Annotated in this window: 25 protein-coding genes; 9 read left to right on the top strand and 16 right to left on the bottom strand. The window is 69.2% G+C overall.

Going from position 1 to position 23679, the window contains the following annotated elements; genetic code table 11:
- Positions 1–174: 174 nt before the first annotated feature.
- The 6 genes from KUM49_RS37515 to KUM49_RS37490 form a co-directional block, all read right to left on the bottom strand.
- Positions 175–483 (bottom strand): hypothetical protein, encoded by a 309-nt coding sequence (locus KUM49_RS37515; RefSeq protein WP_019526682.1) that lies wholly within the window; start codon positions 481–483, stop codon positions 175–177.
- A 431-nt stretch (positions 484–914) separates the two neighbouring features.
- Positions 915–2246 (bottom strand): S53 family peptidase, encoded by a 1332-nt coding sequence (locus KUM49_RS37510; protein WP_217241441.1) that lies wholly within the window; start codon positions 2244–2246, stop codon positions 915–917.
- Positions 2247–2724: 478 nt separating this feature from the next.
- Positions 2725–3378: a DUF4328 domain-containing protein gene (locus KUM49_RS37505; protein WP_254402376.1), complete on the bottom strand. Its 654-nt coding sequence runs from the start codon at positions 3376–3378 to the stop codon at positions 2725–2727.
- Between the two features lie 634 nt (positions 3379–4012).
- Positions 4013–4267 carry a DUF397 domain-containing protein gene (locus KUM49_RS37500; protein ID WP_217241440.1) on the bottom strand — a complete coding sequence of 85 codons (255 nt, stop codon included), beginning with the start codon at positions 4265–4267 and terminating at the stop codon, positions 4013–4015.
- Positions 4264–4449, bottom strand: coding sequence for a DUF397 domain-containing protein (locus KUM49_RS37495; protein WP_217241439.1), 186 nt, complete (start codon positions 4447–4449; stop codon positions 4264–4266). The genes KUM49_RS37500 and KUM49_RS37495 overlap by 4 nt, the downstream gene beginning before the upstream one ends.
- 11 nt (positions 4450–4460) lie before the next feature.
- Positions 4461–5306, bottom strand: a complete 846-nt coding sequence (locus KUM49_RS37490; protein WP_217241438.1) for a helix-turn-helix transcriptional regulator — start codon at positions 5304–5306, stop codon at positions 4461–4463.
- 198 nt (positions 5307–5504) lie between these two features.
- Here KUM49_RS37490 and KUM49_RS37485 point away from each other — a divergent pair, with 198 nt between their 5' ends.
- The 4 genes from KUM49_RS37485 to KUM49_RS37470 all read left to right on the top strand — a co-directional run bounded on the left by KUM49_RS37485 (position 5505) and on the right by KUM49_RS37470 (position 8947).
- On the top strand, positions 5505–5942 hold the full coding sequence (locus KUM49_RS37485) for an ATP-binding protein (RefSeq protein WP_217241437.1): 438 nt from the start codon (positions 5505–5507) through the stop codon (positions 5940–5942).
- 227 nt (positions 5943–6169) lie between these two features.
- Entirely contained in the window at positions 6170–6913 is a 744-nt protein-coding gene (locus KUM49_RS37480) for a serine protease (protein WP_217241436.1), read from the top strand.
- 151 nt (positions 6914–7064) lie between these two features.
- Positions 7065–8009, top strand: a complete 945-nt coding sequence (locus tag KUM49_RS37475) for an NlpC/P60 family protein (protein ID WP_374200248.1) — start codon at positions 7065–7067, stop codon at positions 8007–8009.
- A gap of 233 nt (positions 8010–8242) precedes the next feature.
- Positions 8243–8947, top strand: coding sequence for a phosphatase PAP2 family protein (locus tag KUM49_RS37470; RefSeq protein ID WP_217241434.1), 705 nt, complete (start codon positions 8243–8245; stop codon positions 8945–8947).
- Positions 8948–8966: 19 nt separating this feature from the next.
- On the opposite strand, the gene KUM49_RS37465 is transcribed toward KUM49_RS37470, so the two are convergent.
- Complete coding sequence (locus KUM49_RS37465) at positions 8967–10529, bottom strand: FAD-binding oxidoreductase (protein WP_217241433.1); 1563 nt, start codon at positions 10527–10529, stop codon at positions 8967–8969.
- A 196-nt stretch (positions 10530–10725) separates the two neighbouring features.
- On the bottom strand, positions 10726–10914 hold the full coding sequence (locus tag KUM49_RS49095) for a hypothetical protein (RefSeq protein WP_254402374.1): 189 nt from the start codon (positions 10912–10914) through the stop codon (positions 10726–10728).
- A gap of 100 nt (positions 10915–11014) precedes the next feature.
- Between KUM49_RS49095 and KUM49_RS37460 the strand changes: the two genes are divergently transcribed.
- The gene (locus KUM49_RS37460; RefSeq protein WP_217241432.1) at positions 11015–11857 is read left to right on the top strand and encodes a hypothetical protein; all 843 of its coding nucleotides are present in this window, start codon (positions 11015–11017) and stop codon (positions 11855–11857) included.
- A gap of 120 nt (positions 11858–11977) precedes the next feature.
- A complete protein-coding gene (locus tag KUM49_RS37455) occupies positions 11978–12157 on the top strand; it encodes a hypothetical protein (RefSeq protein WP_217241431.1) in 180 nt (59 codons plus the stop codon).
- 274 nt (positions 12158–12431) lie between these two features.
- Here KUM49_RS37455 and KUM49_RS37450 read toward each other — a convergent pair whose 3' ends face one another.
- Entirely contained in the window at positions 12432–12791 is a 360-nt protein-coding gene (locus tag KUM49_RS37450) for a metal-sensitive transcriptional regulator (RefSeq protein WP_217241430.1), read from the bottom strand.
- Positions 12792–12990: 199 nt separating this feature from the next.
- Here KUM49_RS37450 and KUM49_RS37445 point away from each other — a divergent pair, with 199 nt between their 5' ends.
- The 3 genes from KUM49_RS37445 (at position 12991) to KUM49_RS37435 (ending at position 15128) form a co-directional block, all read left to right on the top strand.
- Positions 12991–13611 (top strand): DUF47 domain-containing protein, encoded by a 621-nt coding sequence (locus KUM49_RS37445; RefSeq protein WP_030043659.1) that lies wholly within the window; start codon positions 12991–12993, stop codon positions 13609–13611.
- 7 nt (positions 13612–13618) lie between these two features.
- The gene (locus KUM49_RS37440; protein WP_217241429.1) at positions 13619–14617 is read left to right on the top strand and encodes an inorganic phosphate transporter; all 999 of its coding nucleotides are present in this window, start codon (positions 13619–13621) and stop codon (positions 14615–14617) included.
- An 88-nt stretch (positions 14618–14705) separates the two neighbouring features.
- On the top strand, positions 14706–15128 hold the full coding sequence (locus KUM49_RS37435) for a hypothetical protein (protein ID WP_217241428.1): 423 nt from the start codon (positions 14706–14708) through the stop codon (positions 15126–15128).
- 109 nt (positions 15129–15237) lie between these two features.
- Here KUM49_RS37435 and pstB read toward each other — a convergent pair whose 3' ends face one another.
- From pstB to KUM49_RS37400, 7 genes are all read right to left on the bottom strand, one after another.
- Entirely contained in the window at positions 15238–16014 is a 777-nt protein-coding gene (gene pstB / locus KUM49_RS37430; protein ID WP_217241427.1) for a phosphate ABC transporter ATP-binding protein PstB, read from the bottom strand.
- Between the two features lie 39 nt (positions 16015–16053).
- Positions 16054–17112: a phosphate ABC transporter permease PstA gene (gene pstA / locus KUM49_RS37425; protein ID WP_217241426.1), complete on the bottom strand. Its 1059-nt coding sequence runs from the start codon at positions 17110–17112 to the stop codon at positions 16054–16056.
- Positions 17109–18116 (bottom strand): phosphate ABC transporter permease subunit PstC, encoded by a 1008-nt coding sequence (gene pstC / locus KUM49_RS37420; RefSeq protein ID WP_217241425.1) that lies wholly within the window; start codon positions 18114–18116, stop codon positions 17109–17111. The genes pstA and pstC overlap by 4 nt, the downstream gene beginning before the upstream one ends.
- A 139-nt stretch (positions 18117–18255) precedes the next feature.
- Positions 18256–19374 (bottom strand): phosphate ABC transporter substrate-binding protein PstS, encoded by a 1119-nt coding sequence (pstS, locus tag KUM49_RS37415; protein ID WP_217241424.1) that lies wholly within the window; start codon positions 19372–19374, stop codon positions 18256–18258.
- 183 nt (positions 19375–19557) lie between these two features.
- The gene (locus KUM49_RS37410) at positions 19558–19989 is read right to left on the bottom strand and encodes an NUDIX hydrolase (protein ID WP_217241423.1); all 432 of its coding nucleotides are present in this window, start codon (positions 19987–19989) and stop codon (positions 19558–19560) included.
- A 29-nt stretch (positions 19990–20018) separates the two neighbouring features.
- The gene (locus KUM49_RS37405; protein WP_217241422.1) at positions 20019–21206 is read right to left on the bottom strand and encodes a CHAD domain-containing protein; all 1188 of its coding nucleotides are present in this window, start codon (positions 21204–21206) and stop codon (positions 20019–20021) included.
- Positions 21187–23553 carry an RNA degradosome polyphosphate kinase gene (locus tag KUM49_RS37400; protein WP_217241421.1) on the bottom strand — a complete coding sequence of 789 codons (2367 nt, stop codon included), beginning with the start codon at positions 23551–23553 and terminating at the stop codon, positions 21187–21189. Before KUM49_RS37400 ends, KUM49_RS37405 begins: the two co-directional genes overlap by 20 nt.
- Positions 23554–23679 lie beyond the last annotated feature (126 nt).

Raw genomic sequence — 23679 nt, 5'->3', positions numbered from 1 at the left:
GTGCGGAAACACGTAGGAGTACGACGGTAGCCGTGCTGGTTCCCGCGCGGGCGCGGTGTGGTGACTCGACATCAGGGAAACGCAACCTCAGCCGGTGGGCACGACGGACGGGTGGGGTAGGGGGAAACCGGGCGCGCCCGGCCGGAGTGGAGGTGCGTCGACCGGACGCCGTGCCTACACGGCCATGCCGTACACGATGGTGAAGAGCGTGCCGAGGGAGCCGATGATGAAGACTCCGGTGAGGCCCGCGATGATGAGGCCTTTGCCCTGTTCCGCGCTGAAGGTGTCCCGCAGGGCGGTGGCGCCGATGCGCTGTTTGGCCGCGCCCCAGATGGCGATTCCGAGGCAGAGCAGGATGGCCACCGCCATCACGACCTCGATCATCACCTTCGCCTCGTTGCCCAGGCTGCCGAAGGGGCCCCAGTCCGGAGCGATCCCCCCGATGATGGTGTTGATGTCTCCCTCGTCGGCCGCAAAGAGCATGTAAGTCACCGCCCCTGGTGGGTAGTCTGCGTCCCCTGCACGGACGCAGAGGTCAGGCATCATTCTCGCCGACAATGTCGCTGTCGTATGTCGACTTGGCGTCATCGGTTGGCGGTTTTCATACGAATACCTTGTCACCGGCCCGCGACGGTCCCTCGGACGGGTGCGGGACGGTATACGAGGAATCGTATCGTCACTCTGTGTATCACGGCAGGTCACGCCGGGCAATGAGGCCTGAGCGGAACCTGTCGTGTGGTTCCGTCGTTGACCCCTATTCGCGACCGGACGCGGTGGGTGACGGCCAGTCGGGTGAGTGGTCGGGAAGAATGTTCTCATGGCGAACGGGCCGCGGCGGGATGCCGCGGCCCGTTCGTCCCCATGCCGCCGGTGGGCCCCCACGGCCCGGTCCGGCGCGATCTGATGACGGTGAGTCAGCCGGTGAAGGCGCCGGTGCCCTCCGGGGTGCCCCAGCCGGTCGGTCCGTCGTAGCCGGAGCCGGCGGTGCAGAAGTAGCTCGTGGAGCAGCTGCCGTTGTTGCCGGAGGTCACGTCGTTGAGCGCCGAGGTGCCGGCGGCCTTGTACGGGAACTGGGCCGGGTAGGAGCTGCTGGACGGCGTGCCGGCGAGGGCGTAGACGCCCGCGATGATGGGCGAGGAGGCGCTGGTGCCGCCGAAGGTGTACCAGCCGGCGGTGATGCCGTAGGAGTCGTAGACCGAAACGCCGGTCGCCGGGTCGGCGACGGCCGACACGTCCGAGATCATGCGCTTGGTGCAGCCGGTGTCGGTCTGCCAGCTCGGCTTGGCGTCGTACTTGGAGCAGCCGGAGCCGGTGCCCTCGGTGGTGCTGGTCTTCCACACGCTCTCGGTCCAGCCGCGGGTGGTGGAGGAGGTGGCGAGCTTGGTGCCGCCGACGGAGGTGACGTACTTGGAGGCGGCCGGGTATTCGGCGCCGTAGGCGGAGTCGCCGGCGCTGACGGTGATGGCGACTCCGGGGTGGTTGAAGTACGAGGAGTCGTACGACGTGTCCGACGAGGACTCCGAGCCGCCGTAGCTGTTGGAGACGAACCTGGCGCCGAGCTTGACGGCCTCGTTCACGGAGGTGCCGAGGTCGGCCATGCTGGCGGAGGTCGCCTCGACGAGCGTGATGCTGCAGTTCGGGCAGGTGGCGCTGGCCATGTCGAGGTCGAGGGAGATCTCCTCGGCCCAGCCGCTGTCGGCGGCGGGCAGCGAGGTCGTGGAACCGGTCTGGCCGACCTTCTTGAAGCAGCCGTTGGCGGTGGTGCAGGAGGTGAGGCCGTAGTACGAGCGGTACTTCGCGAGGTCGGCCTCGGCGTTCGGGTCGTCGTAGGCGTCGACGATCGCGATGGTCTCGCCGGAACCCTTGGAGGCGGCGGCGGAGGTCAGGCCGTAGGCGGACTGGAGGTTCGAGGGGCCGTAGCCGGAGGGGCTGGTGGCGTCGGCGGCCTTCGGGGTGACGCCGTCCTTTGTCGCCTGCTGCTTCTGGAAGGCGGTGAGGCCGCCGGTGACGCGCAGGGAGTTACAGGCCAGTTCGCCCTTTTTCTTGGGCGTGGCGCAGGGGGTGGCCGACCAGGTGACCTTGGAGGAGGTGGTCTTGGCGGCGGTGGTGGCTTCGGGGGTGGCGTTCGCCTGGGCGGCCGCGGTGCCGAGTCCGGCGAGCACGAGCGCGGCGGTGGCCACGGCGGCGGATGCGCTGCGGGTCCATCTGCGGCGCGCGGCGGGGGGGTTGGGCGGTGTCGTACGCAACGTACAGCCTCCTGAGAGTGGTTGACAGGGGCAGTGCGGGTGCTGATGCCGCCGGTACGTGGTCCCCGGCGGCGGGCGGCGGCCCGCCGACGACTGTTGCTTGTTGAGTACGTGACAACAAGATGGGCTGCGGAATCCTGACTTCCGCCTTACTGAAGGGGGTTGGGTGATTGCTGATCAATGGCCGCGTGATGGCGGGGAGATGGCCGCGGCTTGACCCGGGGCACAGCCGGTGCACAGCTTCCGGCGGGGGCCGGCGGGCTCAGCGGGGCTTGAGGCCGTGGACCAGGTGGTGGATCAGGTCGCCGAGAAGAACCATCGAAGCCGGTTGGAGCGTGTGGCTCGGGAGGCCGGCCGAGCGCATAGCTTGCCTTCAGCGAGATCGACTCACCTCGACTTGCTCCGACCTACTTCGACGCAGGCTTCCGCACGGCCGTCCCATACGGCCCCTCGGTCGTCTTCAGCCGATGCATGGCCGTCAGCCGTACGGCGAAGTACACCGCGGCCGTCGCGGCGGCGAGGCCCAGGATTCGGCCGCCATGTACTGCATCACCGCGGTACGGATTTCGGCGATGCTCTCGGCGTCGGCGTAGCGCGATTCGGCGTACCGGTCGAACAATGTGCTGGAGACGAACAGTCCCCACCACAGATTCACCGGCCAGATCGATGATCGGTACGGCTCGCCGTCGTCCGGCAGCGGTGTGGCGGCTCCCCACATGTCGACGGCGACGCGGTACGGGATCCAGAAGTTCGCCAGCGGGATGAGCCAGCCCCCGATGGCCCAGCCGGCGCCCTTGCGGAATCGGTCGGGTGCCAGCAGTCCGGCGCTGCGGCGCATCAGGAAGAACCAGGTGACGAAGAGGATCGCGCACGGCAGGTACACCTGTACCTGGACGTTCCCGGCCGTCTGATACAGCGAGTACGCGGCATCCAGTCCCTGCTGCGGACCGGTGACGAAGCCCTCGTCCTCGTCGATGAGGGCGTAGACCCGGGCCCCGACGAACACAGCGAACAGATCGGTGAGGGCGACGACAGCGAGCCCCGCCGACACCGCGACCAGAAGGCCGCGCGACGAGCGCGGCACTCCGCCGGGCAGCAAGGGACGAGGACGGAGATCACTGGATCCGGACATGACGGCGGGTCCCCACGGGCGAGAGAACGGAATGGCCCGCGGAAGAACGCGTGCTGAGGCACGGTACGCCCGGCATGTGATTCCGTCCATGACAATCCGCAGGCCAGAGCGGTGCGGGGACGCGGCCGTCGCCCGCCGACTCACCGTTCGCCGCCGACCTGACCGGGCGTACAGGCGAGGCGCGACCGCGCGCCTCCCATCTCGCCGACTGCCGACACCGATGCAAGGGATCGCCCAACAGTTCTGCCCTCCCACGACCACCGCCTCAAAAGTGGTCCAGGCAGCGGCTTTTGGCCAGAACCGCGTTGCGGATGCAACGCGCCGATTGATACAGATGATCGAGTCGGTGGCGTGTGGGAGCAGTGGGGGCGAGTGGCGGGCTGCTCAAGCCGGGGGGAGATACCGCAGTTCCAGGGCGAGGCAGGCCGAGTTGTCGCGTCTCCCGGACGAAAACGGCTCGGGCCAGCTGAAGGCGACCGGCAGGCCGCGTCTCGCAAGCCTCTCCGACCTGTGAGAATCCGAGACCGGCCAGGGATCCGCTCCCGCGGAGTGATTCCGGCGGCGCCCCGAGCGCCGCCGACCATGGGCGGCCTCCTGCTCGGGCGCGTCGATCCGGAGCGCGTACACGCGGCTTCTATGCGTGCGGCGGACTGTCTTCCAGACCCTCGACGAAGTGGTCGAACTCGCCCGCCTGTACGCCGAGTACGAAGGCGTCCCACTTGCGGCGGTTGGTGGTGACCACGTTGTCCGGGGCGCTGGTCTCACGGAGGTAGACGGGGGCGTCCCCGTCGTCTCCTTCGCCGAAGGCGACCTCGATCCAGGGACCGGGACCGGTTGCCTCCGGCGGGGCGGCTCGGGTCCAGGTGAGGTCGGGGGGGATGTCGCTCAACGGTGGCTTCCCTTCTTCAGTACGGCGAGGAGGGCGTCGAAGGCGGCCGGGTGGGCGTCGAGTATGACCCCGCCGGGGTCGGCGCTTTCGGTGAGATGGATCGTTTCGGTTCCTTCGGCAACGTGCACGCATGAGTCGCCCTGGGCGCAGTAGGTCGACTTCTGCCAGGTGAGGTGTGTCATCTTGGTGTTCCTCACAGGTCCTTGGCGAGTTTGTGGATGAAGTCGCGCGACTGTCCGGGGGAGAGGGCGCCGGCCTCCATCCGGTCGAGAAGTACGCGGTACTTGTCGAGTTGGGCCTCGGAGTCGAGGAAGACCGGGCCGTGCGACTGGTCGAGGTGAACGGTGTCGAGCTGGGGTACCGATCCCGTGGAGTAGTAGAAGGACTGGCCCGATCCGGGAAGCGTGGCGGCGTCGAACGTGATCACGCGGACGGTGATGTGGTCGCGCTCGCTCATGTCCAGCAGGTGTCGCAGTTGCGCCCGGGTCACAGCAGAGCCGCCGAACCTCATGCGCAGCGCGGCCTCGTGGATGATCGCGTGGTGAGGTGTCGGCGAGTCCCGATAGAGGACGGTCTGCCGCTTCATGCGGAAGGAGATCCGGTGCTCGATGTCGGGAGGGGACATCTCCGGCACGTCCTGGCGGAAGATCGCGCGGGCGTAGTCCGTGGTCTGGAAGAGGCCGGGGATGTGCACGGTGAGGGCGGCGCGTAGCCGGGTTGCGTGGTGCTCGACTTCGGCGAGGTCCAGCAAGGCGGCAGGCAGGATCTCCCGGTACTCCTCCCACCAGCCCCGGGTCCGCTCGGTCGCCATGTCGCCGAGAGCCTCGACAAAGGCCTTGTCCCCGCAGTCGTAGTGGCAGGCAAGGGTGCGCACTCGCTCTGGGCTCACTCCTGCGCGTCCGGCCTCCACGTTGCTGATCTGGTTCTGCTGTACGCCGAGCAAGCGGCTGGCCTGCGTTGAGGTCAGGCCGGCACGCTCGCGCAGCTTCCGCAGCTCGGCGCCCAGACGGAGCTGACGACCCGTCGGATTGCTTCTCACGGGTGCCCTGCCTCCCTTTGTCACCCACACGGGTGGTCTATCAGTTCTTGCACCGAATCCGTATAAGACCTTTGACGTCTTCCGTTAGTTTATAGCTCGGCGCCCTCGCCCAGAAGCACACCGCCCGACGGGGCGGCATCGTCACTGGACGGCAACCATCCGCATGCCACCAACTCCCCTCAGTGATCGGAGACTTCCATGGCAACCGTATCCCCGTCCTGGGCCTACACCCTTCACCTACCGCACGATCCACGCGCACCGGGGATCGCCCGCGCAACCCTCCGTACCGTCCTAGCCGCCCACGACCTCACCGCCCTCGCCCCCACCGCGGAACTCCTCGCCTCCGAACTCCTCACCAACGCCCACCTCCACACCCGCGGCCCCTACGCCCTCCGCCTCCGCGCGATGGAACCCGGCCGGCTGAGGGTCGCCGTATGGGACAGCGACACGAGAGTCCCGCCCGGATTCGGCGTTGGGGACGGGCCCGGTGCCGTCCCTCCGTATGACGCTGAGGACGGTCGCGGTCTGCACCTTGTGCGGGCCTGTGCGGACTCGGTCGGCGTCTCCGTGCTGCGGGAGCTGGGCGCGTCGAAGGGCGGAAAGCTGCTGTGGGCGGAGTGTCATGGCGAAGGTTGAGCAGCGGCACGGGAGGGACGGTGACCCGCGCAGGCGCACCTGGGCCTTGCACACCCAGCCCGGACAAGGGCGCCTACCGGGACGTGGTGCCCGGGAAGTTCGGAGAGGTCGTGCGGCTTCCTGAACCTCTGGACATCGAGATCACCACCGACGGCTTCCCGGTGTACGGCACAATGCCCCCACCCGTTTGACGCTTCTCTCACCTTCATGCGGAACGCTGGGTTCCGATGAAGCGCACGCCACGCCCCTTCCTGTACGCCGTCGTTGTCCTGCTCGCCTTCACCTCTGCCTCCGAGGCGACCGCCGACGACGGTCCCGGCCCCTTCGATGTGACCGCCGTGGCCGCCCCGACCGCGCAGACCGCTCGAGTGGGGGCCCTGTTCACCGCGGGCCGGCACTTCTGTACCGCGTCCATCGTGGACAGTCCGCATCGGGATCTCCTCGTCACCGCGGCGCACTGTCTCGACGGGAGTGCCCGCGACCTCGTGTTCGTGCCGGGGTACCGGGACGGACGTGCGCCGTACGGGGTGTGGCGGGTGGAGCGGCGGTTTCTGCCCGGCGGGTGGGCCGAAGGGCAGGACGAGGACAGTGATGTCGCCTTCGCGGTCCTCGCCGACCGGGACGGCAAGGGCGTGGAGGACGTGGTCGGCGGTGGGAATCGGTTCGTTGCCGGGGTGGCTCCCGGGGCGACCGCGGTGACCGTCACCGGGTATCCCGACTCCCGCGAGGTGCCCGTCCGCTGCGTCAACAAGCCGACGGTCCATAGCCGTACGCAGCAGCGCATCGAGTGCCCCGGCTTCAGTGGTGGGACCAGCGGCAGCCCGTGGGTGAACGGGGACGGGGAGGTCGTCGGGGTTCTGGGCGGGCATGAGGGGGGTGGGGCCACGGCGGATGTTTCGTACAGCGTTGTTCTTGGGGCCGAGGCCACCTCGTTGTACCGGGCAGCGGAGAGGGGGACCGCGTCCAATTGATCCCCCTGACCACGAGAGCGTCGGTTGCACCGGATTCCCGGGGGGAAGCTCCTAGACTGACGCGGGACTCCCAGTGGCCGAGGGGCGGTTGACGGTGCGTAAGGCGTGGATCGTGGGGGGCGCCGCTCTCGCGGCGGGGCTCAGCTTCGTGATGCTGCTCGTCGTCGGGGTGTACGTCGTCGCCGGGAACCTCGTCAACGGCGTGAGCGGGGGCACCAAGGCGTTGGCCAAGGGGGCCGTGCCGGCCGCCTACCAGTCCCTTGTGCAGAAGTGGGGCAACCTGTGCCCCGCCATCAACCCGGCACTGCTCGCCGCCCAGCTCTACCAGGAGAGCGGATTCAACCCCAAGGCCCAGAGCCACGCGGCGGCCCAGGGGATAGCGCAGTTCATCCCCGGGACCTGGGCCACGCACGGAGTCGACGGCGACGGGGACGGCGACAAGGACGTATGGGATCCGAATGACGCGATTCCGTCGGCCGCGTCCTACGACTGCTCGCTCGCCTCGTACGTGAAGGACGTCCCGGGGAATCTGACCGAAAACATGCTGGCCTCGTACAACGCGGGGGCCTACGCGGTCATCAAGTACGGGGGCGTGCCGCCGTACGAGGAGACCCAGAACTACGTGAAGACGATCACGACCCTGGAGGAGAGCTTCGCCGCTCCCGTCAGCCGGGTCGATCCGTCGAAGCAGGCCGCCGGTGCCATCTACTACGCGCAGAAGAAGCTGGGCACGCCCTATCTGTGGGGCGGTACCGGTACCGCCGAGCAGGGCGGGCGGTTCGACTGTTCGGGGCTGACGCAGGCCGCGTACGAGAGTGTGGGGATCACGCTGCCGCGGGTCGCCAACGACCAGTACAACGCGGGGCCGCATCCGGCCAGGAGCGAGCTGCTGCCCGGGGACCTGGTGTTCTTCTCGGACGACCTGACCAACTCGCGGGCCATCCGGCATGTGGGCATTTATGTGGGTGGCGGGTACATGATCGATGCGCCGAGAACGGGTGCTGTGATCCGGTTCGACCCGATCGACACCCCTGACTACTTCGGAGCCACCCGGGTCACCGAAGATGGCGCGAAAGCGCTGCCCACAACGGTGTGAACCGAGCGTGAACCTGCCCCCTGAGCTGCAGTGATGAGTCTCTCTTCGATAACGTCTGAGTGATCATTCGGTGGAGTGTGGAACGTATCAACGGGAGTCGTGCGTTCCTGATGACGTAGCTGAGCGGACGACGGACGTCACAGTCGGCGTATGCGGATCTACACACCACGGGGGTGGGCAACAGCGATGCGCGCAAGGGCGCGCCGGGAGAGACGACGAAGGGGCCGTGCGCCATGGCTGGACTCGCAGAATCCGGGTCGAACCCTGACGTCGATCTGCTGTACGACATCAACGGCCTCGCCAAGGACGCGCCGGCCTGGTTCGACCGGGCCATGGAGTACGTCGGTGAGTACGGACTGCTGCTCGCCATGGTGCTGCTCGTGGTGTGGTGCTGGTGGTCCGTGCGGCGGCGGGGCGGTGAGGACGCGGCGTCGTCCGTGGCCGCCCTGATCTGGGCGCCGCTCGCCGCCGGCATCGCGGTACTGGTGAACGTGCCGATACGAGGATTCGTGGAGCGGCCCCGGCCCTTCCTCACCCATCAGGGGCTGGACGTCCTCGTCTCCGGCAAGACCGACTACTCCTTCGTGAGCGACCACGCCACCATCACCATGGCCATGGGCGTCGGGCTCTTCGTCGCCAACCGGAAGTTCGGGTTCTTCGGGCTCGGGCTCGCCCTGCTCGAAGGGTTCTGCCGGATCTACATGGGCGTGCACTATCCGACCGACGTCGTCGGCGGATTCGCGCTCGGTACGGCTGTCGCGCTGCTGCTCTCACCCGTGGCCATGGCTCTGCTGACGCCCGTGGTCAAGGCCGTCGAGCGGTCACCGCGGGCCGGGTGGCTGGTCCGGGCGCGGGGGCGGTCGTACGACGGGCAGGACGCGGTGATTCCGGGAGCTCGGCGCGAGGCCGGGACCGAGGAGCGGGACCTGGCCGCGTAGCTGCGGGTGCTCCGGTGATCTAAAGAGCCTGGGGAAAGGTGAAGAAGCGGTTCGGGTCGTACTGCTTCTTCAGCTGTGCCAGGCGGGTCGCCGCATCGCCGTAGTACGCCCTGCGCCAGTCCTTGAGGGTCGGGTCCGTGTAGTTCTGGTACGCCGCGCCCGAGGCGTACGGCTTCATCGCCGTGTGGGCCCCGGTCAGCCAGGCCTCGGCGGTCGAGCCGTTCGTGCCGGCCCGCCAGGAGGCGATGTACTGGGCCAGCATCCGGGAGCGGCGGTGGACGAACGCCGTCGCCGTGGGGGAGACGCGGTTGACGGCCCCGCCGAGGGCCGTGAACGCGACGCTGCCCGAGCCACCGCGGACGGACCTCAGCTGTTTGAGGAGGGTCTGGACCGCGGCGGGGGAGAGCGACCTGTCGAAGAAGTCGGACCTTGCCGCGTAGGTCTCCCGGCCCAGGGCTCCCTGCGGGGAGCGGCCGGGGGTCGCGCCGGGCAGGTGGCACATCGCGTCCGTCGAGAAGGACGAGCAGCCCGCGTAGATCTCCATCGCCTCCTCGTAGCCACGGCGGCGGAGGGCGACGCTGCTTGCCGGGGCGCCCACCTTGTCCGCGAGGCGGTCGACCGCGTTCTGGAGTTCGCCGTACGTGCCGAGGGAGAAGGCGGCGACCGAGACGGTGGCGTGGCCGCCGGAGCTTCCCGCCAGGTGCAGGGACGACCAGATCTCGTCCGGCTGGCTGGGGCCCCACTCCTGCCAGGCCCGGACGACGGCCGCGGCCCTCGACCACGGCCAGGACAGGTACGCCGTCACCGCCTGCGGGGCCGGGTGGGTCCTGAAGCGCAGTTCCGTCACGACGCCGAAGTTGCCGTTGCCCGCGCCTCGCAGGGCCCAGAACAGGTCCTTGTGATCCGTGGCGTTCACGGTGAGCTGCCTGCCGTCAGCGGTGATCAGGGTGGCCTGGGTGAGGCTGTCGCAGGTCAGGCCGTAGGCGCGGGAGACGACTCCGTGGCCGCCGCCGAGGGCGAGACCGGAGACGCCGACGGTGGGGCAGGAGCCGGCCGGGATGGTCACGCCCTTCGCGGCGAGGGCGCGGTAGACGTCGATCAGCTTGGCGCCGGCGCCGATGACTGCCGTGTTGCCGCTTGCTCGGACCCGGTTGAGTTTCGAGACGTCGATGATCAGGCGGCCGTTGCCCGAGGACCAGCCGGCGTAGGAGTGGCCGCCGTTGCGGATCGCCACGTGGAGGGTGTGGGCTCGGGCGTAGGAGAGGGCCGTGCGGATGTCGTCGGGGTGCGCGACGTAGGCGACCGCGGCCGGTTTCAGGGCGTCGAAGCGGGTGTTGTACAGCTGGCGGGCCGCCGGCCAGTCGGTGTCGCCGGGGCGGACGAGGGGGCCGTCGAGGGTGCGGGCGAGGGCGGACCAGGTGGCGGGGGTGGTGGCGGTGGTCGACTTGAACGCGGGTTGCGAGGGGGAGCGGGAGGTTGTCGTCGATGTCCCGTTGTCCGAGCCCGCGTCGCCGGCCGTGCAGGCTGTGGCCGCGGCAGTGAGGGCGGCTGCGCCGGCGGCGATGAGTGTGCGCCGTTCCATGTCCCTGCCTGTGCCTTTCGTCGGGCCTTCGCGGAACGAGACGGGGGATGGGGGGTGGGGGTTCCATGGGGCCGGCGCTGGGGGTGGGTGCGCAGCCCGGCGTTGCGGGGTGCCGGCTGCGCCCACCCGTGCCGCCCCAGCGGCACGACTGCCCGCAGCTCGACGGCGCGGGTGCCCGCAGGCTGACGGGGTTGGTTCAGTTGGGCAGGTGGGCCTCCGCGTCTGCTCTTGCTGAGCTTCTTGCTCTGCGGGCCGGGCCGCGCCAGCCGCAGGTGCAGTGGGCTGTGCAGAAGCGGCCCTGTTCGACGGTTGTCGTGCGGTGGGTCGTTCGGTCGGGGGGCGGGGGGATCCTGTCCTGCTGCGCCACGCCGACAACGTTACCCATGCCGGGTAAAGGGTTGGTACGTGCGTGACGACCCCCGTCTGCTCGTCGTTAGGCGGAACGACAGTGGGCCCGTGACGGCGTACCGGCTGGGGGTAAGGCGATGGCGGAGCGGCAGCACGGTCGGGTGGGTCGTGTGGTCGTCGCGGTGGGGGTCTTGGCCGGTGTCTGCTTCGGGGCCGTGGGGTGTTCCGGGAGCGGTGCCGCTCTCGACGCGGACGCGCGGGCCGGGGATCCGGTCGAGACCTTGCACCGGGCCGCCGACACCCTGGTGGACGCGGGGAGTTCAAAGGCCCGTACGTCCATGGAGATGGCCACCGGCGGGACCCGGGTCACCATTCGCGGCCACGGTGTGTACGACTACCGGCGCCGGCTGGGGCGGTTGAAGGTGATGCTGCCGCAGGATCCGGCGGGCACCAGCAGGCATCGGCCCATCACCGAACTGCTCGCTCCCGGGGCGCTGTTCATGAAGAACCGGGGCGCCGGGGTGCCCGCCGACAAGTGGGTGCGGGTCGACACCGCCACGCTGACCGACGGGAACCTCGTGACCGGCGGGGCCACGGACCCGTTCGCCGCCGCCGAGGTGCTGCGCGGGACGCGGACGGCGACGTATGTGGGAAAGACCGAGGTCGCGGGGGCGGCGGTGCGGCACTATCGGGGGGTCGCGGATCTTCGGCGGGCGGCGCACGAGGCGTCCGCCGGGAACAAGGGGCCGCTCGCGGCGGCGGCGAAAGGGTTCGCCACGGCGCGCGTGCCGTTCGACGTCTATCTCGACGATGAAGGGCGCATCCGCAAGATCCGGCACCGGTTCAGCTTCCTGAACGGGCAACGGGAGGGGACGGTGGCGGTCGCTTCCACGACGCTGCTGTACGACTTCGGGATCGCCGCCGACGTACGGCTGCCGGCCACCGGTGACATCTACACGGGCAGGATCGCTGAGGAGTGAGGGCGGGTTCGGCCAGGGGCGCGGGCCCGTGACGGGCGTCAAGGACTAGCCCGTCCGTGCCATGCGCGGCGTGTGTGCCGCTCCCTACTCTAGGAAGTCGGTGACGGCAGAGAAGAGGTGATGCGCGTGGCTCCGGTCGGCGGTACGGCAGTTCAGGACCACGTGGCCCTCGCCGAGATCGAGCTGTGCGGAGAGCTGATCATCGCGGCCTCGGCCGCCGACGAGGACCGGCTCAGCCTGGAGAGCATCGACGAGGTGCTGAAAGTGGCCGAAGAACGCGCGAACGCCTTCGGCTACTAGGGCCTGTCCGGCGGATCAGGTCGCAGGACATCCGCGGCGCCTCATCGGCGCAGGTGAGCGGGGCCTGGTGCGTCGAGCTGCAAGGCGGAGGAGGGCGTCGACGCGATGGGGGTCCCACCGCTCGAGCGAAGTCGAGAGTGGGGGAGTCGGCAACCGACGACAACGCCGCAGATCGGCGTGCCAGGCCCCGCGTCTGCGGCATGATCCGCCGGACAGGCCCTAGCCGGAGGCGCCCCAGTCCCCTGCCCTCTGTCCTGTTTTCAGCGGCGAGCCGTCACGTCCGCAGCAGGCGGGCGATCGCCTTGGTCGCCTCTTCCACCTTGGCGTCGACCTCAGCGCCGCCCTTGACGGCCGCGTCGGCGACGCAGTGGCGCAGGTGTTCCTCCAGGAGCTGCAGGGCGAAGGACTGGAGGGCCTTGGTGGAGGCGGAGACCTGCGTGAGTATGTCGATGCAGTAGGTGTCCTCGTCGACCATCCGCTGAAGGCCCCTGATCTGGCCCTCGATGCGGCGCAGGCGCTTGAGGTGTTCGTCCTTCTGCTTGTGGTACCCGTGCACGCCGCGGTCGTGGTCCGTCACGAGCTTCGGCTCCGCGGCGGCGGAGGGCGCTTCCGCGCCGGCCTCGGTGGTCGTCATCGCGTCCTCCACATCATGGGCAGACATATACCCCTACTGGGTATATGGTACCGAACTTTGCGGGGTATGTGGCCTGCAGGCGGCCCCCGTGTCGAACACTCTGCCTGATGGGCGACACTGGTGGACGGCCCATTAGCCGTGGCCGGATGATGCACCTAGCATCAGCCTGACCGAAACCGATGCACCCCGAGGACCCCTTGTGCGCTTTCGTCTGACCCCCAGGGAGACGAGCTTCTATGACATGTTCGCCGCATCCGCGGACAACATCGTCACGGGCTCGAAGCTCCTCATGGAACTGCTCGGAGCGGACACCGCCGGCCGGGCCGAGATCGCAGAGCGTATGCGGGCCGCGGAACACGCGGGTGACGATGCCACGCACGCGATCTTCCACCAGCTGAACTCCTCGTTCATCACGCCGTTCGACCGTGAGGACATCTACAACCTCGCGTCGTCCCTCGACGACATCATGGACTTCATGGAGGAGGCCGTCGATTTGGTCGTCCTCTACAACGTGGAGGAACTGCCCAAGGGCGTCGAGCAGCAGATCGAGGTGCTGGCCCGGGCCGCCGAGCTGACCGCCGAGGCGATGCCGAACCTGCGGACCATGGACAACCTCACCGAGTACTGGATCGAGGTCAACCGGCTGGAGAACCAGGCCGACCAGATCCACCGCAAGCTGCTCGCCATGCTCTTCAACGGCAAGTACGAGGCCATCGAGGTGCTGAAACTCAAGCAGATCGTGGACGTGCTCGAAGAGGCCGCCGACGCCTTCGAGCACGTGGCCAACACGGTGGAGACCATCGCGGTCAAGGAGTCCTGACCCCTTCATGGACACCTTCGCCTTGATCGTGACCATCGGGGTCGCGCTCGGATTCACCTACACCAACGGCTTCCACGACTCGGCCAACGCCATCGCCACATCCGTGTCCACGCGTGCGCTGACACCGCGTGCGGCGCTCGCGATGGCCGCGGTGATGAACCTCGCCGGCGCCTTCATGGGCAGCGGGGTCGCCAAGACCGTCAGCGAGGGCCTGATCGAGACGCCGCACGGCAACCGGGGCATGTGGATCCTGTTCGCCGCCCTGGTGGGCGCGATCGTGTGGAACCTGGTCACCTGGTACTTCGGTCTGCCCTCGTCCTCCTCCCACGCGCTGTTCGGCGGCATGGTGGGCGCGGCGCTCGCGGGCGGTATCGACGTTCTCTGGTCCGGCGTCCTGGAGAAGGTCGTCATCCCCATGTTCATCTCCCCGGTCGTCGGTCTGATCGCCGGTTACCTGGTGATGTGCGCGATCCTGTGGATGTTCCGCAAGTCCAACCCGCACAAGGCCAAGCGCGGCTTCCGCATAGCCCAGACCGTGTCGGCGGCGGGCATGGCCCTCGGCCACGGCCTCCAGGACGCCCAGAAGACGATGGGCATCGTGGTGATGGCCCTGGTCATCGCGGATGTCGAGCAGGCGGGCGATCCCATCCCGATCTGGGTCAAGGTCGCCTGTGCGCTCATGCTCTCGCTCGGTACCTACGCGGGCGGCTGGCGCATCATGCGCACGCTCGGGCGGAAGATCATCGAGCTGGACCCGCCGCAGGGGTTCGCGGCCGAGACCACCGGCGCGTCGATCATGTTCACCACGGCGTTCATCTTCCACGCCCCCATCTCCACCACCCACGTCATCACCTCCGCGATCATGGGCGTCGGCGCCACGAAGCGAGTGAACGCGGTGCGGTGGGGTGTCGCCAAGAACATCATTCTGGGCTGGTTCATCACGATGCCGGCGGCGGCGCTTGTTGCGGCGTGTGCGTTCGGTGTGGTGAATCTGGCGTTCCTGTAAAAAATCCCGGTCCGTTCGCCCCTCCTCTGGGATCATGGCGGCCACACGTGCCATGAACATGTGTTCAGCTACTTGACGGGGGATTCTCATGGCCATTCTTGCCAGGCGACTGCTGTCCGCCGCGGGCGCGGTCGGTGCCGCGACCGCCACCATGCTCTACGTGGCCTCGCCCGCGTCGGCGGCGATCGAGCGCTACACCTCGAGCACCGTCAATGCGGGCGGCTACGTGTCCGCGGCCGGCTCGAACGACTTCTACACGGACGGCGACTACTTCGCCATCTGTGACAACTCGACCGACGGCGCCGGTGTCATCGGCTACTGGAAGGTCGGCAGCTCCGGCACCATCCAGTCCAAGTACAACGGCAACGGCTTCGCGGAGTGCGTGACGTCCAACCAGGACTTCGCCGAGTCGGCCACGATCTACTTCAAGGTCTGTATCCGGGACAACGGCGTGGTGCAGGACAACACCTGCAGCGGCTGGAAGACGGGCTACGCCGACGGCGTGGCGTGAACCTCGGGTGAACGAACGGGCCCGCCCCCCGGAAACCGGGGGGCGGGCCCTTTTGCGTCCTCGCGGTGGCACCGCCATGCAGCACCGCGAGGGGATCGGGGGGTGTCGGTCAGCCGAAGCGGCCGGAGATGTAGTCCTCCGTGGCCTGGACCGACGGGTTGGAGAAGATGCGCTCCGTGTCGTCTATCTCGATCAGCCGGCCGGGCTGGCCGACCGCCGCGAGGTTGAAGAAGGCCGTGCGGTCGGAGACGCGGGCCGCCTGCTGCATGTTGTGCGTGACGATGACGATCGTGAAGCGTTCCTTCAGCTCGCCGATCAGGTCCTCGATCGCGAGCGTGGAGATCGGGTCGAGCGCCGAGCAGGGCTCGTCCATCAGGAGCACGTTCGGCTCCACCGCGATCGCCCGCGCGATGCACAGGCGCTGCTGCTGGCCGCCGGAGAGGCCCGAGCCCGGCTTGTTGAGGCGGTCCTTGACCTCGTTCCACAGGTTCGCGCCCTTGAGGGACTTCTCGACGACGTCCTGCAACTCGCTCTTCTTGTAGTTGCCGTTCAGGCGCAGGCCCGCCGCCACGTTGTCGAAGATCGACATCGTGGGGAAGGGGTTGGGACGCTGGAACACCATGCCGACCTCGCGGCGGACCGACACCGGGTCGATGCCGTGACCATAGAGGTCCTCGTCGTCCAGGAGCACCTTGCCCTCGACGCGGCCGCCCGAGGTGACTTCGTGCATCCGGTTCAGCGTGCGCAGGAACGTCGACTTTCCGCAGCCGGAGGGGCCGATGAAGGCCGTCACCGAGCGGGGCTCGACCGTCATCGAGATGTCCTCGATCGCCTTGTGGGCGCTGTAGTAGGCGGTCAGTCCGCTTACGTCGATTCGCTTGGCCATGTCTACTTCACTTCCAGGATCAGTCGCCGTGGGGCCGCGTCAGCGACCGGTCTTCGGGGCCTTCCAGCGGGCGATGCCGCGGGCCCCCAGGTTGAGGATCATCACGAAGGCGATCAGGGTCAGCGACGCCGCCCAGGCACGGTCGTACGCCGCTCCGGAGCCCGCGCTGTTCGCGTACTGCTGGTAGATGTACAGCGGCAGCGAGGCCTGCGCCCCCTCGAAGGGGTTGGCGTTGATGAACGGGTTGCCCCACACCAGCAGCAGCACCGGCGCGGTCTCACCGGCGATACGGGCGATCGCCAGCATGATGCCGGTGGTGATGCCGCCGATGGAGGTCGGCAGGACCACCTTCAGGATGGTGCGCCACTTCGGGACGCCGAGCGCGAGGGAGGCCTCGCGCAGCTCGTTCGGGACGAGCTTGAGCATCTCCTCCGTGGAGCGGACGACGACCGGCATCATCAGGATCGCGAGCGCCAGCGAGCCGGCGAAGCCGAACGGCTCCAAGTCGAGCATAAGCATCAGACTGAGGATGAACAGTCCGGCGACGATCGACGGGATACCGGTCATCACGTCGACGAAGAACGTGATGGCCCGGGAGAGGTTGCCGCGCCCGTACTCGACCAGGTAGATCGCGGTGAGCACGCCGATCGGCGCACCGATCAGCGTGGCGAGGCCGACCTGCTCCAGGCTGCCGAGGATGGCGGCGTAGATGCCGCCGCCCGGCTCGGTGTCGGCGACGACCCCCATGGAGTGGGTCAGGAAGTAGACGTCGAGGACCTTCAGGCCGCGCGCGACGGTCACCCAGACCAGGGAGACCAGCGGCACCACGGCGAGCAGGAAGGCCACCCAGACCAGCGAGGTCGCGAGGCGGTCCTTGGCCTGACGGACGCCCTCGACGCGGGCGGCGATGACGTACGAACCGAGGATGAAGACGATCGCGGCGATCAGGCCCCACTGGACGCGGCTGTGGAGTCCGGCGGCCAGGCCGATGCCGACCGCCACGGCGACGGAGCCGGCGGCGATGGCGTAGGGGGACCACTTCGGGAGGCGGGCCCCCTGCAGGGTGCTGGGGTGCTTGTCGGCGAGTGCGGTGCTCATGCGTTGGCCCCCGAGTACTCCTTGCGGCGGGCGATGATCATGCGGGCCGCGCCGTTGACCACCAGGGTGATCACGAACAGGACGAGGCCGGAGGCGATGAGCGCGTCACGGCCCTGCTCGGTGGCCTCACCGAACTTGCTGGCGATGTTCTGGGCGAAGGTGCCGCCGCCCGGATCGAGCAGGCTGGACTGGATGTCGAAGGTCGGCGAGAGCACGGTGGCGACGGCCATCGTCTCGCCGAGGGCGCGGCCGAGGCCGAGCATCGAGGCGGAGATCACACCGGAGCGGCCGAAGGGCAGGACAGCCATGCGGATGACCTCCCAGCGGGTGGCGCCGAGGGCGAGGGCCGCCTCCTCGATCATCAGCGGGGCCTGGCGGAACACCTCGCGGCTCACGTTGGTGACGATCGGCAGGATCATGATCGCGAGCAGGATGCCGACCGTGAGCATCGACCGGGGGGCGCCGCCCTCCCAGGAGAAGATGCCGGTCCAGCCGAGGTAGGTGTCCAGCCAGCCGAAGAGGCCGTTCATGTGCGGGACGAGGATCAGCGCGCCCCACAGGCCGTACACGATGGACGGCACGGCGGCGAGCAGGTCGACCACGTAGGCGATGGGGCCGCTCAGCCTGCGCGGGGCGTAGTGCGAGAGGAACAGCGCGATGGCCACCGCGATCGGGACCGCGATGACCATGGCGACGATCGAGGAGACCACCGTGCCGAAGGCCAGGACGGCGATGCCGAACTTCGGCGGGATGGCGGTGGCGTTCCACTCGAAGGTGGTGAGGAAGTTGGCCTCGTCCTTGCTGATCGCGAGGGAGGCACGGTAGGTGAGGAAGACCGCGATCGCGGCCATGATCACCAGCAGCAGGATGCCCGACCCGCGGGACAGACCGAGGAAGATCCGGTCACCGGGTCGGGTGGCGCCACGGGCCGCGCGCTTCTGCTCGGTCGCGGTCTGTGGCTCGGTCGGGGGAGGTGCTGGGGTGTTCTTCGTGGTTATGTCCATCGGGTTCTCCGGTCTGCGGGCCGTACGCGCCGTACGGCCCTGGGGAGCCGTACGCGATGTGCGGGTGGCTCCTGGCGGCGGTGCACCGGACGGTGCGGTCCACCCGGGTTTCAAAGCCCCCGGGCGGACCGCACTCGGATCAGCTCAGGCCCTCGATGGTGGTGCGGACCTTGGCGATGATGTCGTCGGGGATGGGGGCGTAGTCGTTCTCGGCGAGGATCTTCTGGCCGTCCTCGGAGGCGATGTAGCGCAGGAACGCCTTGGTGGCGGGCAGCGTGTCGGCCTTGTTGCCCTTGTCACAGACGATCTCGTACGTGACCAGGACCATCGGGTAGGCACCCTCGGCCTTGGTCGCGTAGTTCAGCTCCAGCGCGTAGTCGTTGCCGGTGCCGACGACCTTGGCGTCCGAGATGGCCTTGGTGGCGTTGTCGATGGTGGCCTCGACCGGGGTGCCGGCACCGGTGTCGAGGGCGACCGTCTTGATGCCGTCCTTGGCGTACGACAGCTCGAAGTAGCCGATCGCGCCGTTGGTCTGCTTCACCTGCTGGGCGACACCGGAGGACTGCGGAGCGGACTGGCCGCCCTTGGCCTGCCAGGCCTTGCCGCCCTCGTAGGGGAAGTCGCTCTTGGCGGTGGCGATCAGGTACTTGGTGAAGTTGTCCGTCGTGCCGGACTCGTCCGAGCGGTGGAACGCCTGGATCTTGAGGTTGGGCAGGTCGACGTCGGGGTTCAGCTTCTTGATCGCCTCGTCGTTCCAGTTGGTGATCTCGTTGTTGAAGATCTTGGCGAGGGTCGGGGCGTCCAGGGTGAGCTTGTCGACACCGGAGACGTTGAAGCCGACCGCGATCGGGCCGCCGACCATCGGGAGGTCGATGCCCTGGCCGCCGGAGCAGATCTTCTTCGAGGCGGTGACCTCTTCGGGCTTCAGCGCGGAGTCGGAACCGGCGAAGGCCACCTGACCCTGCGTGAACGCGGTGACGCCGGCGCCCGAGCCGCCGCCCTTGTAGTTGATCTGCACGCCACACGCGGCGGAGAACTGCTTGACCCAGGCGTCGATCGCGTTCTTCTGCGCGGAGGAGCCGTCGGCGAGGAGCTGGCCCTTGGCGTCGTCGCACTTGATGTTGCCGGCGGCCGCGGTCGACGTGGCGCCGCCGCCGCCACCGGTGTCGTCGGAGCCGCACGCCGTGAGGGCCAGGGCGCCGGAGACGGCGAGAGCACCGAGGGTGAGGGCCCGCCGGTTCATGCGCTGAAGCTTCACTTGAGGGAGTTCCTTCCGAGAGCCGCCGTCCTGAACCGGCGGCGTGCGAAGTCTGTACGGCTGAAATTAGGCAGAACAGGTGAAGGCGCCGAAGGCCGTGAATGAACGGGGGGTGAACCCCTGAGAAAGGTGCGGTGAGGTCACGGAACGCTCACGTCGAGGACACGGAGTGATTTCCGCCGACTATCTCAGGTGGAGGGTCCGGAGCAGGGCATCGATGAGAGCGCGGTCCCTCGGTTGGGTGAGGCGGTTTCGGGCCGCTTTCGGAGGGAGCCACAGGATGCGGTCCACCTCGTCGTTCGGGGTGAAGACGCCGGTCGTGGCCTCGGCCGCCCAGTAGCGGACCTCTTTGGGGCGGCCGTTCGCCAGGTAGCGGACGGTGGGCAGGCGGGCGCCGGCCACGGCCCGGTGACCCGTCTCCTCCTCCACCTCGCGCAGGGCGCCGGACAGGTGGGCCTCGCCGCGCTTCAGCTTGCCCTTGGGGTGCGACCAGTCGTCGTACTTCGGCCGGTGGACGAGACAGACCTCCAGCTCGCCGTCGACGGGGGAGCGGCGCCACAGGACGCAGCCGGCCGCCAGGACGGAGGGCTCCCCGGCCTCGTTCGCTTGGGGCATCGGTGTCACCGCCTCCACGAGGAGATGGGTCAGGGTGTGCCGAGCGCCTGCCTCAGCCAGGACTGCTGGAAGGCGAAACGTGCCGCCTCCACCTCGTGCCGCTGGTCGGCGTGGAGCACGCCGAGGGCGTACGCCGTCGCGGGGGCGATACGGGGGGTACGGGCCGCCTGGGCCGCGGCCGCCGCCGCCTCCGAGGCGTCGCGGTGGCGGTCGAGGGCCTGGCCCGCGGTGAGCAGCCGGACGTCGACGGGCTCGTCCCCGCCGTCCAGGACCTCGCGGGCGTAGCGGTGCAGGCGCAGGAGGAGACGGACCTGGTGCCAGGGGGCGTCCTGGGGGTGCGGGGCCGGGTCCGGGGAGAGGCCGTGGATCAGGGCCTCCGCGTTGTAGGGGCTGCCGGCGGTGACGAGGGGCAGGGCCGCGATCGCGTCCGTGAGGCGGTCCTCGGCGGCGGCGGCGAAGGAGTGCAGGCCGGTGGTGGTCGCCGTGGGAGTGAGGGGGACCTCGCTGGCGAGTAAGGCGATGTTGTCGGCGACCGCGTGGAAGCGGGAGGAGCCGAGGGTCTGGAGGGCGGTGCTGTGCGCCCGGGTCCGGGCGAGGGTGAGCTGGCGTTCGAGCAGGGCGCCCGCCTTCGCCGCGCCGACGGTGAGGTTGCCGCGGTCGGGGTCGGGCGCCGGGCGGGGGCCGGCGCTGCCGGTTTCCTCCCCCAGTGCCCTGAGGGCCTGGGAGGTGCCCCCAGTGCCCACCCGTTCCGCCCCAGCGGAACGACTGCCCACAGCTCCGTAGGCGGCGGGAGCGGCGCTCGTGGCTGCGTCGAGGGGCGGGGTCGTGACCGGTGGCTGGGTCGGGAACACCGTTCCCGACAAGCGGTGCAGCGCCAGGAGGAGACGGTCCAGCCGGGCCCCGTACGCGTGCTCCATCGCCAGCGTTCCCGACAGCCAGGCCAGCTCGGGGCGCATCGCGTCCGACCACTCGGCGTCGAGGAGAGGGCGGAAGGTGTGCAGGCTGCCGCTGATGCGGCGGACCGAGCGGCGCAGGGCTCGGGCCGCGTCGGCGGAGTCCTCCGCGCCGTTCGCGCCGGAAGTGCCGCCGCCGGTCTCGCGGTGCAGCCGGAGCGCGCGCAGGAACTCCGTGGCCCGGGACCGCAGGTAGCCCGCGAGGGCGTCCCCCGTCACGGGCCCGGTCACGGGGTTCGTCGGGTCAAGGTGTTGCTGTGCCACGCCGGCGCCTCCGGGCGTCTATGAGCATCTCCTGGACGTTGCGCAGGGGCTGGCCGTCCTGGTCGGTCGCGTGCCGGGTCCACTCACCGTCCGGGCCGAGGTGCCAGGACGCGGTGGTGTCCGACATGCCCGTCTCCAGCAGCCGGTTGAGGGCCGCCCGGTGGGCCGGGTCGGTGACCCTCACCAGTGCCTCGATACGGCGGTCGAGGTTGCGGTGCATCATGTCGGCGCTGCCGAACCACACCTCCGGCTCGCCCCCGTTGCCGAAGGCGAACACCCGGGAGTGTTCGAGGAAGCGGCCGAGGATCGAGCGGACCCGGATGTTCTCGGACATGCCCGTGACGCCGGGGCGGACCGCGCAGATGCCGCGCACCCACACGTCACAGGGCACGCCCGCCTGGGACGCCCGGTACATGGCGTCGATGATCGCCTCGTCCACCATCGAGTTGACCTTGATGCGGACGAAGGCGGGGCGTCCGGCACGGTGGTGCTGGACTTCCTTGTTGATCCGCGCGATCAGGCCGTCCCGCAGGGACTTGGGGGCGACCAGGAGGCGGCGGTACGTCTCGCGGCGGGAGTAGCCCGAGAGGCGGTTGAAGAGGTCCGAGAGGTCCGCGCCGACCTGCGGGTCCGCCGTCAGCAGGCCCAGGTCCTCGTACAGCCTCGCCGTCTTCGGGTGGTAGTTGCCCGTGCCCACGTGGCTGTACCGCCGTAGCGTGTCGCCCTCCTGACGGACCACCAGGGACAGCTTGCAGTGGGTCTTCAGGCCGACCAGGCCGTAGACGACGTGGCAGCCCGCCTCCTCCAGCTTGCGCGCCCACTTGATGTTGGCGTGCTCGTCGAAGCGGGCCTTGATCTCCACCAGGACGAGGACCTGCTTGCCGGCCTCGGCGGCGTCGATGAGCGCGTCGACTATGGGGGAGTCGCCCGAGGTCCGGTACAGGGTCTGCTTGATGGCGAGGACGTCCGGGTCGTCGGCGGCCTGCTGCAGGAACGCCTGCACCGACGTCGAGAACGAGTCGTAGGGGTGGTGCAGCAGCACGTCCCGGGTGCGCAGGGCGGCGAAGATGTCGGCCGCGGACGCCGACTCGACCTCGGCCAGGTCGCGGTGGACACCGGCGATGAACTTCTTGTACTTCAGCTCGGGCCGGTCGAGGGAGGCGATGCGGAAGAGGCCCGTGAGGTCCAGGGGACCGGGCAGCGGGTACACCTCCGCCTCGCTGATCTTCAGCTCGCGGACGAGGAGGTCGAGGACCTCGCGGTCGATCGACTCCTCCACCTCCAGACGCACCGGCGGTCCGAAGCGGCGCCGCATGAGTTCCTTCTCCAGGGCCTGGAGGAGGTTCTCGGCGTCGTCCTCCTCGACCTCCAGGTCCTCGTTGCGGGTGAGGCGGAAGGCGTGGTGCTCCAGGACCTCCATGCCCGGGAACAGCTCCTCCAGGTGGGCGGCGATGACGTCCTCGATGGGGACGTAGCGGCCCGGGGAGCTCTCCAGGAAGCGGGACAGCAGCGGCGGCACCTTGACGCGGGCGAAGTGGCGGTGCCCGGTGACGGGGTTGCGTACGACGACGGCCAGGTTGAGGGACAGCCCCGAGATGTACGGGAAGGGGTGCGCCGGGTCGACCGCCAGCGGGGTCAGCACGGGGAAGATCTGGTGGCGGAAGAGGGTGAACAGGCGGGCCTGTTCCTTCTCCTGGAGCTCGCTCCAGCGCACCAGGTGGACGCCCTCCTCGGCGAGGGCGGGGGCGACGTCCTCGTGGTAGCAGGCGGCGTGCCGGGCCATGAGCTCGCGCGAGCGGGCCCAGATCATCTCCAGGACCTCGCGGGGCTGGAGGCCGGACGCGGACCGGGTCGCGACCCCGGTGGCGATCCGGCGCTTCAGGCCGGCCACCCGGACCATGAAGAACTCGTCCAGGTTGCTGGCGAAGATCGCGAGGAAGTTCGCGCGCTCCAGCAGCGGGGTGTTCGGGTCCTCCGCGAGTTCGAGGACCCGCTCGTTGAACGCGAGCCAGCTGCGTTCCCGGTCGAGGAAGCGGCCCTGGGGGAGCTGGGGGCCGTCGAACGGCGCCTCCTCGTACGCGTCGAGGTCGGCGTCGATGTCGGGTTCCAGGTCGGAGACGGCGGCCGACACGGTGTGCGGGCGGTGCGCGGCGATGGAACCCACGGAGGGCTGGGCGTGCTGGACCTGTGCCTGGGTGTTTGGCTGGCTCATGGACCCATTCTTCCGCGCCACGAGCGATACAGGCGCGTCGGACAGGGCGGGCGGGAGCGCGGGGGCGACACGGGCCTCCCCGTTCCCCGCTGTCCCGTCGGGGGGCGGCGCGGGCTCTGGCACGGCGGGCTTCATCCACTGAGCCTTGCAAGCCTGTCTGAACCAGCGGTTACGGCGACATGGCGTGTGGGACACCGGGGGACGGCTCACGGGCGTCCGCGCCCGGCGGCGGACGCCCCGAACCGCACGTTCCTCCCCCTC

It is taken from the genome of Streptomyces sp. AC555_RSS877 (assembly GCF_019049245.1).
In the GTDB taxonomy this organism is placed as follows: Bacteria; Actinomycetota; Actinomycetes; order Streptomycetales; family Streptomycetaceae; genus Streptomyces.
The sequence above is the reverse complement of the archived record's forward strand: the minus strand, read 5'-3'. Positions and strand labels throughout refer to the sequence as shown.

What these genes read in the sequence shown, in the direction of transcription:
- KUM49_RS37515 (WP_019526682.1), bottom strand. Translation starts at nt 483, where the DNA reads ATGCTCTTTGCGGCCGACGAGGGAGACATCAACACCATCATCGGGGGG.
- pstC (WP_217241425.1), bottom strand. Translation starts at nt 18,116, where the DNA reads ATGGACATAACCACGAAGAACACCCCAGCACCTCCCCCGACCGAGCCA.
- pstA (WP_217241426.1), bottom strand. Translation starts at nt 17,112, where the DNA reads ATGAGCACCGCACTCGCCGACAAGCACCCCAGCACCCTGCAGGGGGCC.
- pstB (WP_217241427.1), bottom strand. Translation starts at nt 16,014, where the DNA reads ATGGCCAAGCGAATCGACGTAAGCGGACTGACCGCCTACTACAGCGCC.
- KUM49_RS37465 (WP_217241433.1), bottom strand. Translation starts at nt 10,529, where the DNA reads ATGGAACGGCGCACACTCATCGCCGCCGGCGCAGCCGCCCTCACTGCC.
- KUM49_RS37460 (WP_217241432.1), top strand. Translation starts at nt 11,015, where the DNA reads ATGGCGGAGCGGCAGCACGGTCGGGTGGGTCGTGTGGTCGTCGCGGTG.
- KUM49_RS37410 (WP_217241423.1), bottom strand. Translation starts at nt 19,989, where the DNA reads ATGCCCCAAGCGAACGAGGCCGGGGAGCCCTCCGTCCTGGCGGCCGGC.
- KUM49_RS37485 (WP_217241437.1), top strand. Translation starts at nt 5,505, where the DNA reads ATGGCAACCGTATCCCCGTCCTGGGCCTACACCCTTCACCTACCGCAC.
- KUM49_RS37450 (WP_217241430.1), bottom strand. Translation starts at nt 12,791, where the DNA reads ATGACGACCACCGAGGCCGGCGCGGAAGCGCCCTCCGCCGCCGCGGAG.
- KUM49_RS37470 (WP_217241434.1), top strand. Translation starts at nt 8,243, where the DNA reads ATGGCTGGACTCGCAGAATCCGGGTCGAACCCTGACGTCGATCTGCTG.
- KUM49_RS37475 (WP_374200248.1), top strand. Translation starts at nt 7,065, where the DNA reads ATGCTGCTCGTCGTCGGGGTGTACGTCGTCGCCGGGAACCTCGTCAAC.
- KUM49_RS37480 (WP_217241436.1), top strand. Translation starts at nt 6,170, where the DNA reads ATGAAGCGCACGCCACGCCCCTTCCTGTACGCCGTCGTTGTCCTGCTC.
- KUM49_RS37455 (WP_217241431.1), top strand. Translation starts at nt 11,978, where the DNA reads ATGCGCGTGGCTCCGGTCGGCGGTACGGCAGTTCAGGACCACGTGGCC.
- KUM49_RS37505 (WP_254402376.1), bottom strand. Translation starts at nt 3,378, where the DNA reads ATGTCCGGATCCAGTGATCTCCGTCCTCGTCCCTTGCTGCCCGGCGGA.
- KUM49_RS37440 (WP_217241429.1), top strand. Translation starts at nt 13,619, where the DNA reads ATGGACACCTTCGCCTTGATCGTGACCATCGGGGTCGCGCTCGGATTC.
- KUM49_RS49095 (WP_254402374.1), bottom strand. Translation starts at nt 10,914, where the DNA reads ATGGGTAACGTTGTCGGCGTGGCGCAGCAGGACAGGATCCCCCCGCCC.
- KUM49_RS37435 (WP_217241428.1), top strand. Translation starts at nt 14,706, where the DNA reads ATGGCCATTCTTGCCAGGCGACTGCTGTCCGCCGCGGGCGCGGTCGGT.
- KUM49_RS37400 (WP_217241421.1), bottom strand. Translation starts at nt 23,553, where the DNA reads ATGAAGCCCGCCGTGCCAGAGCCCGCGCCGCCCCCCGACGGGACAGCG.
- KUM49_RS37495 (WP_217241439.1), bottom strand. Translation starts at nt 4,449, where the DNA reads ATGACACACCTCACCTGGCAGAAGTCGACCTACTGCGCCCAGGGCGAC.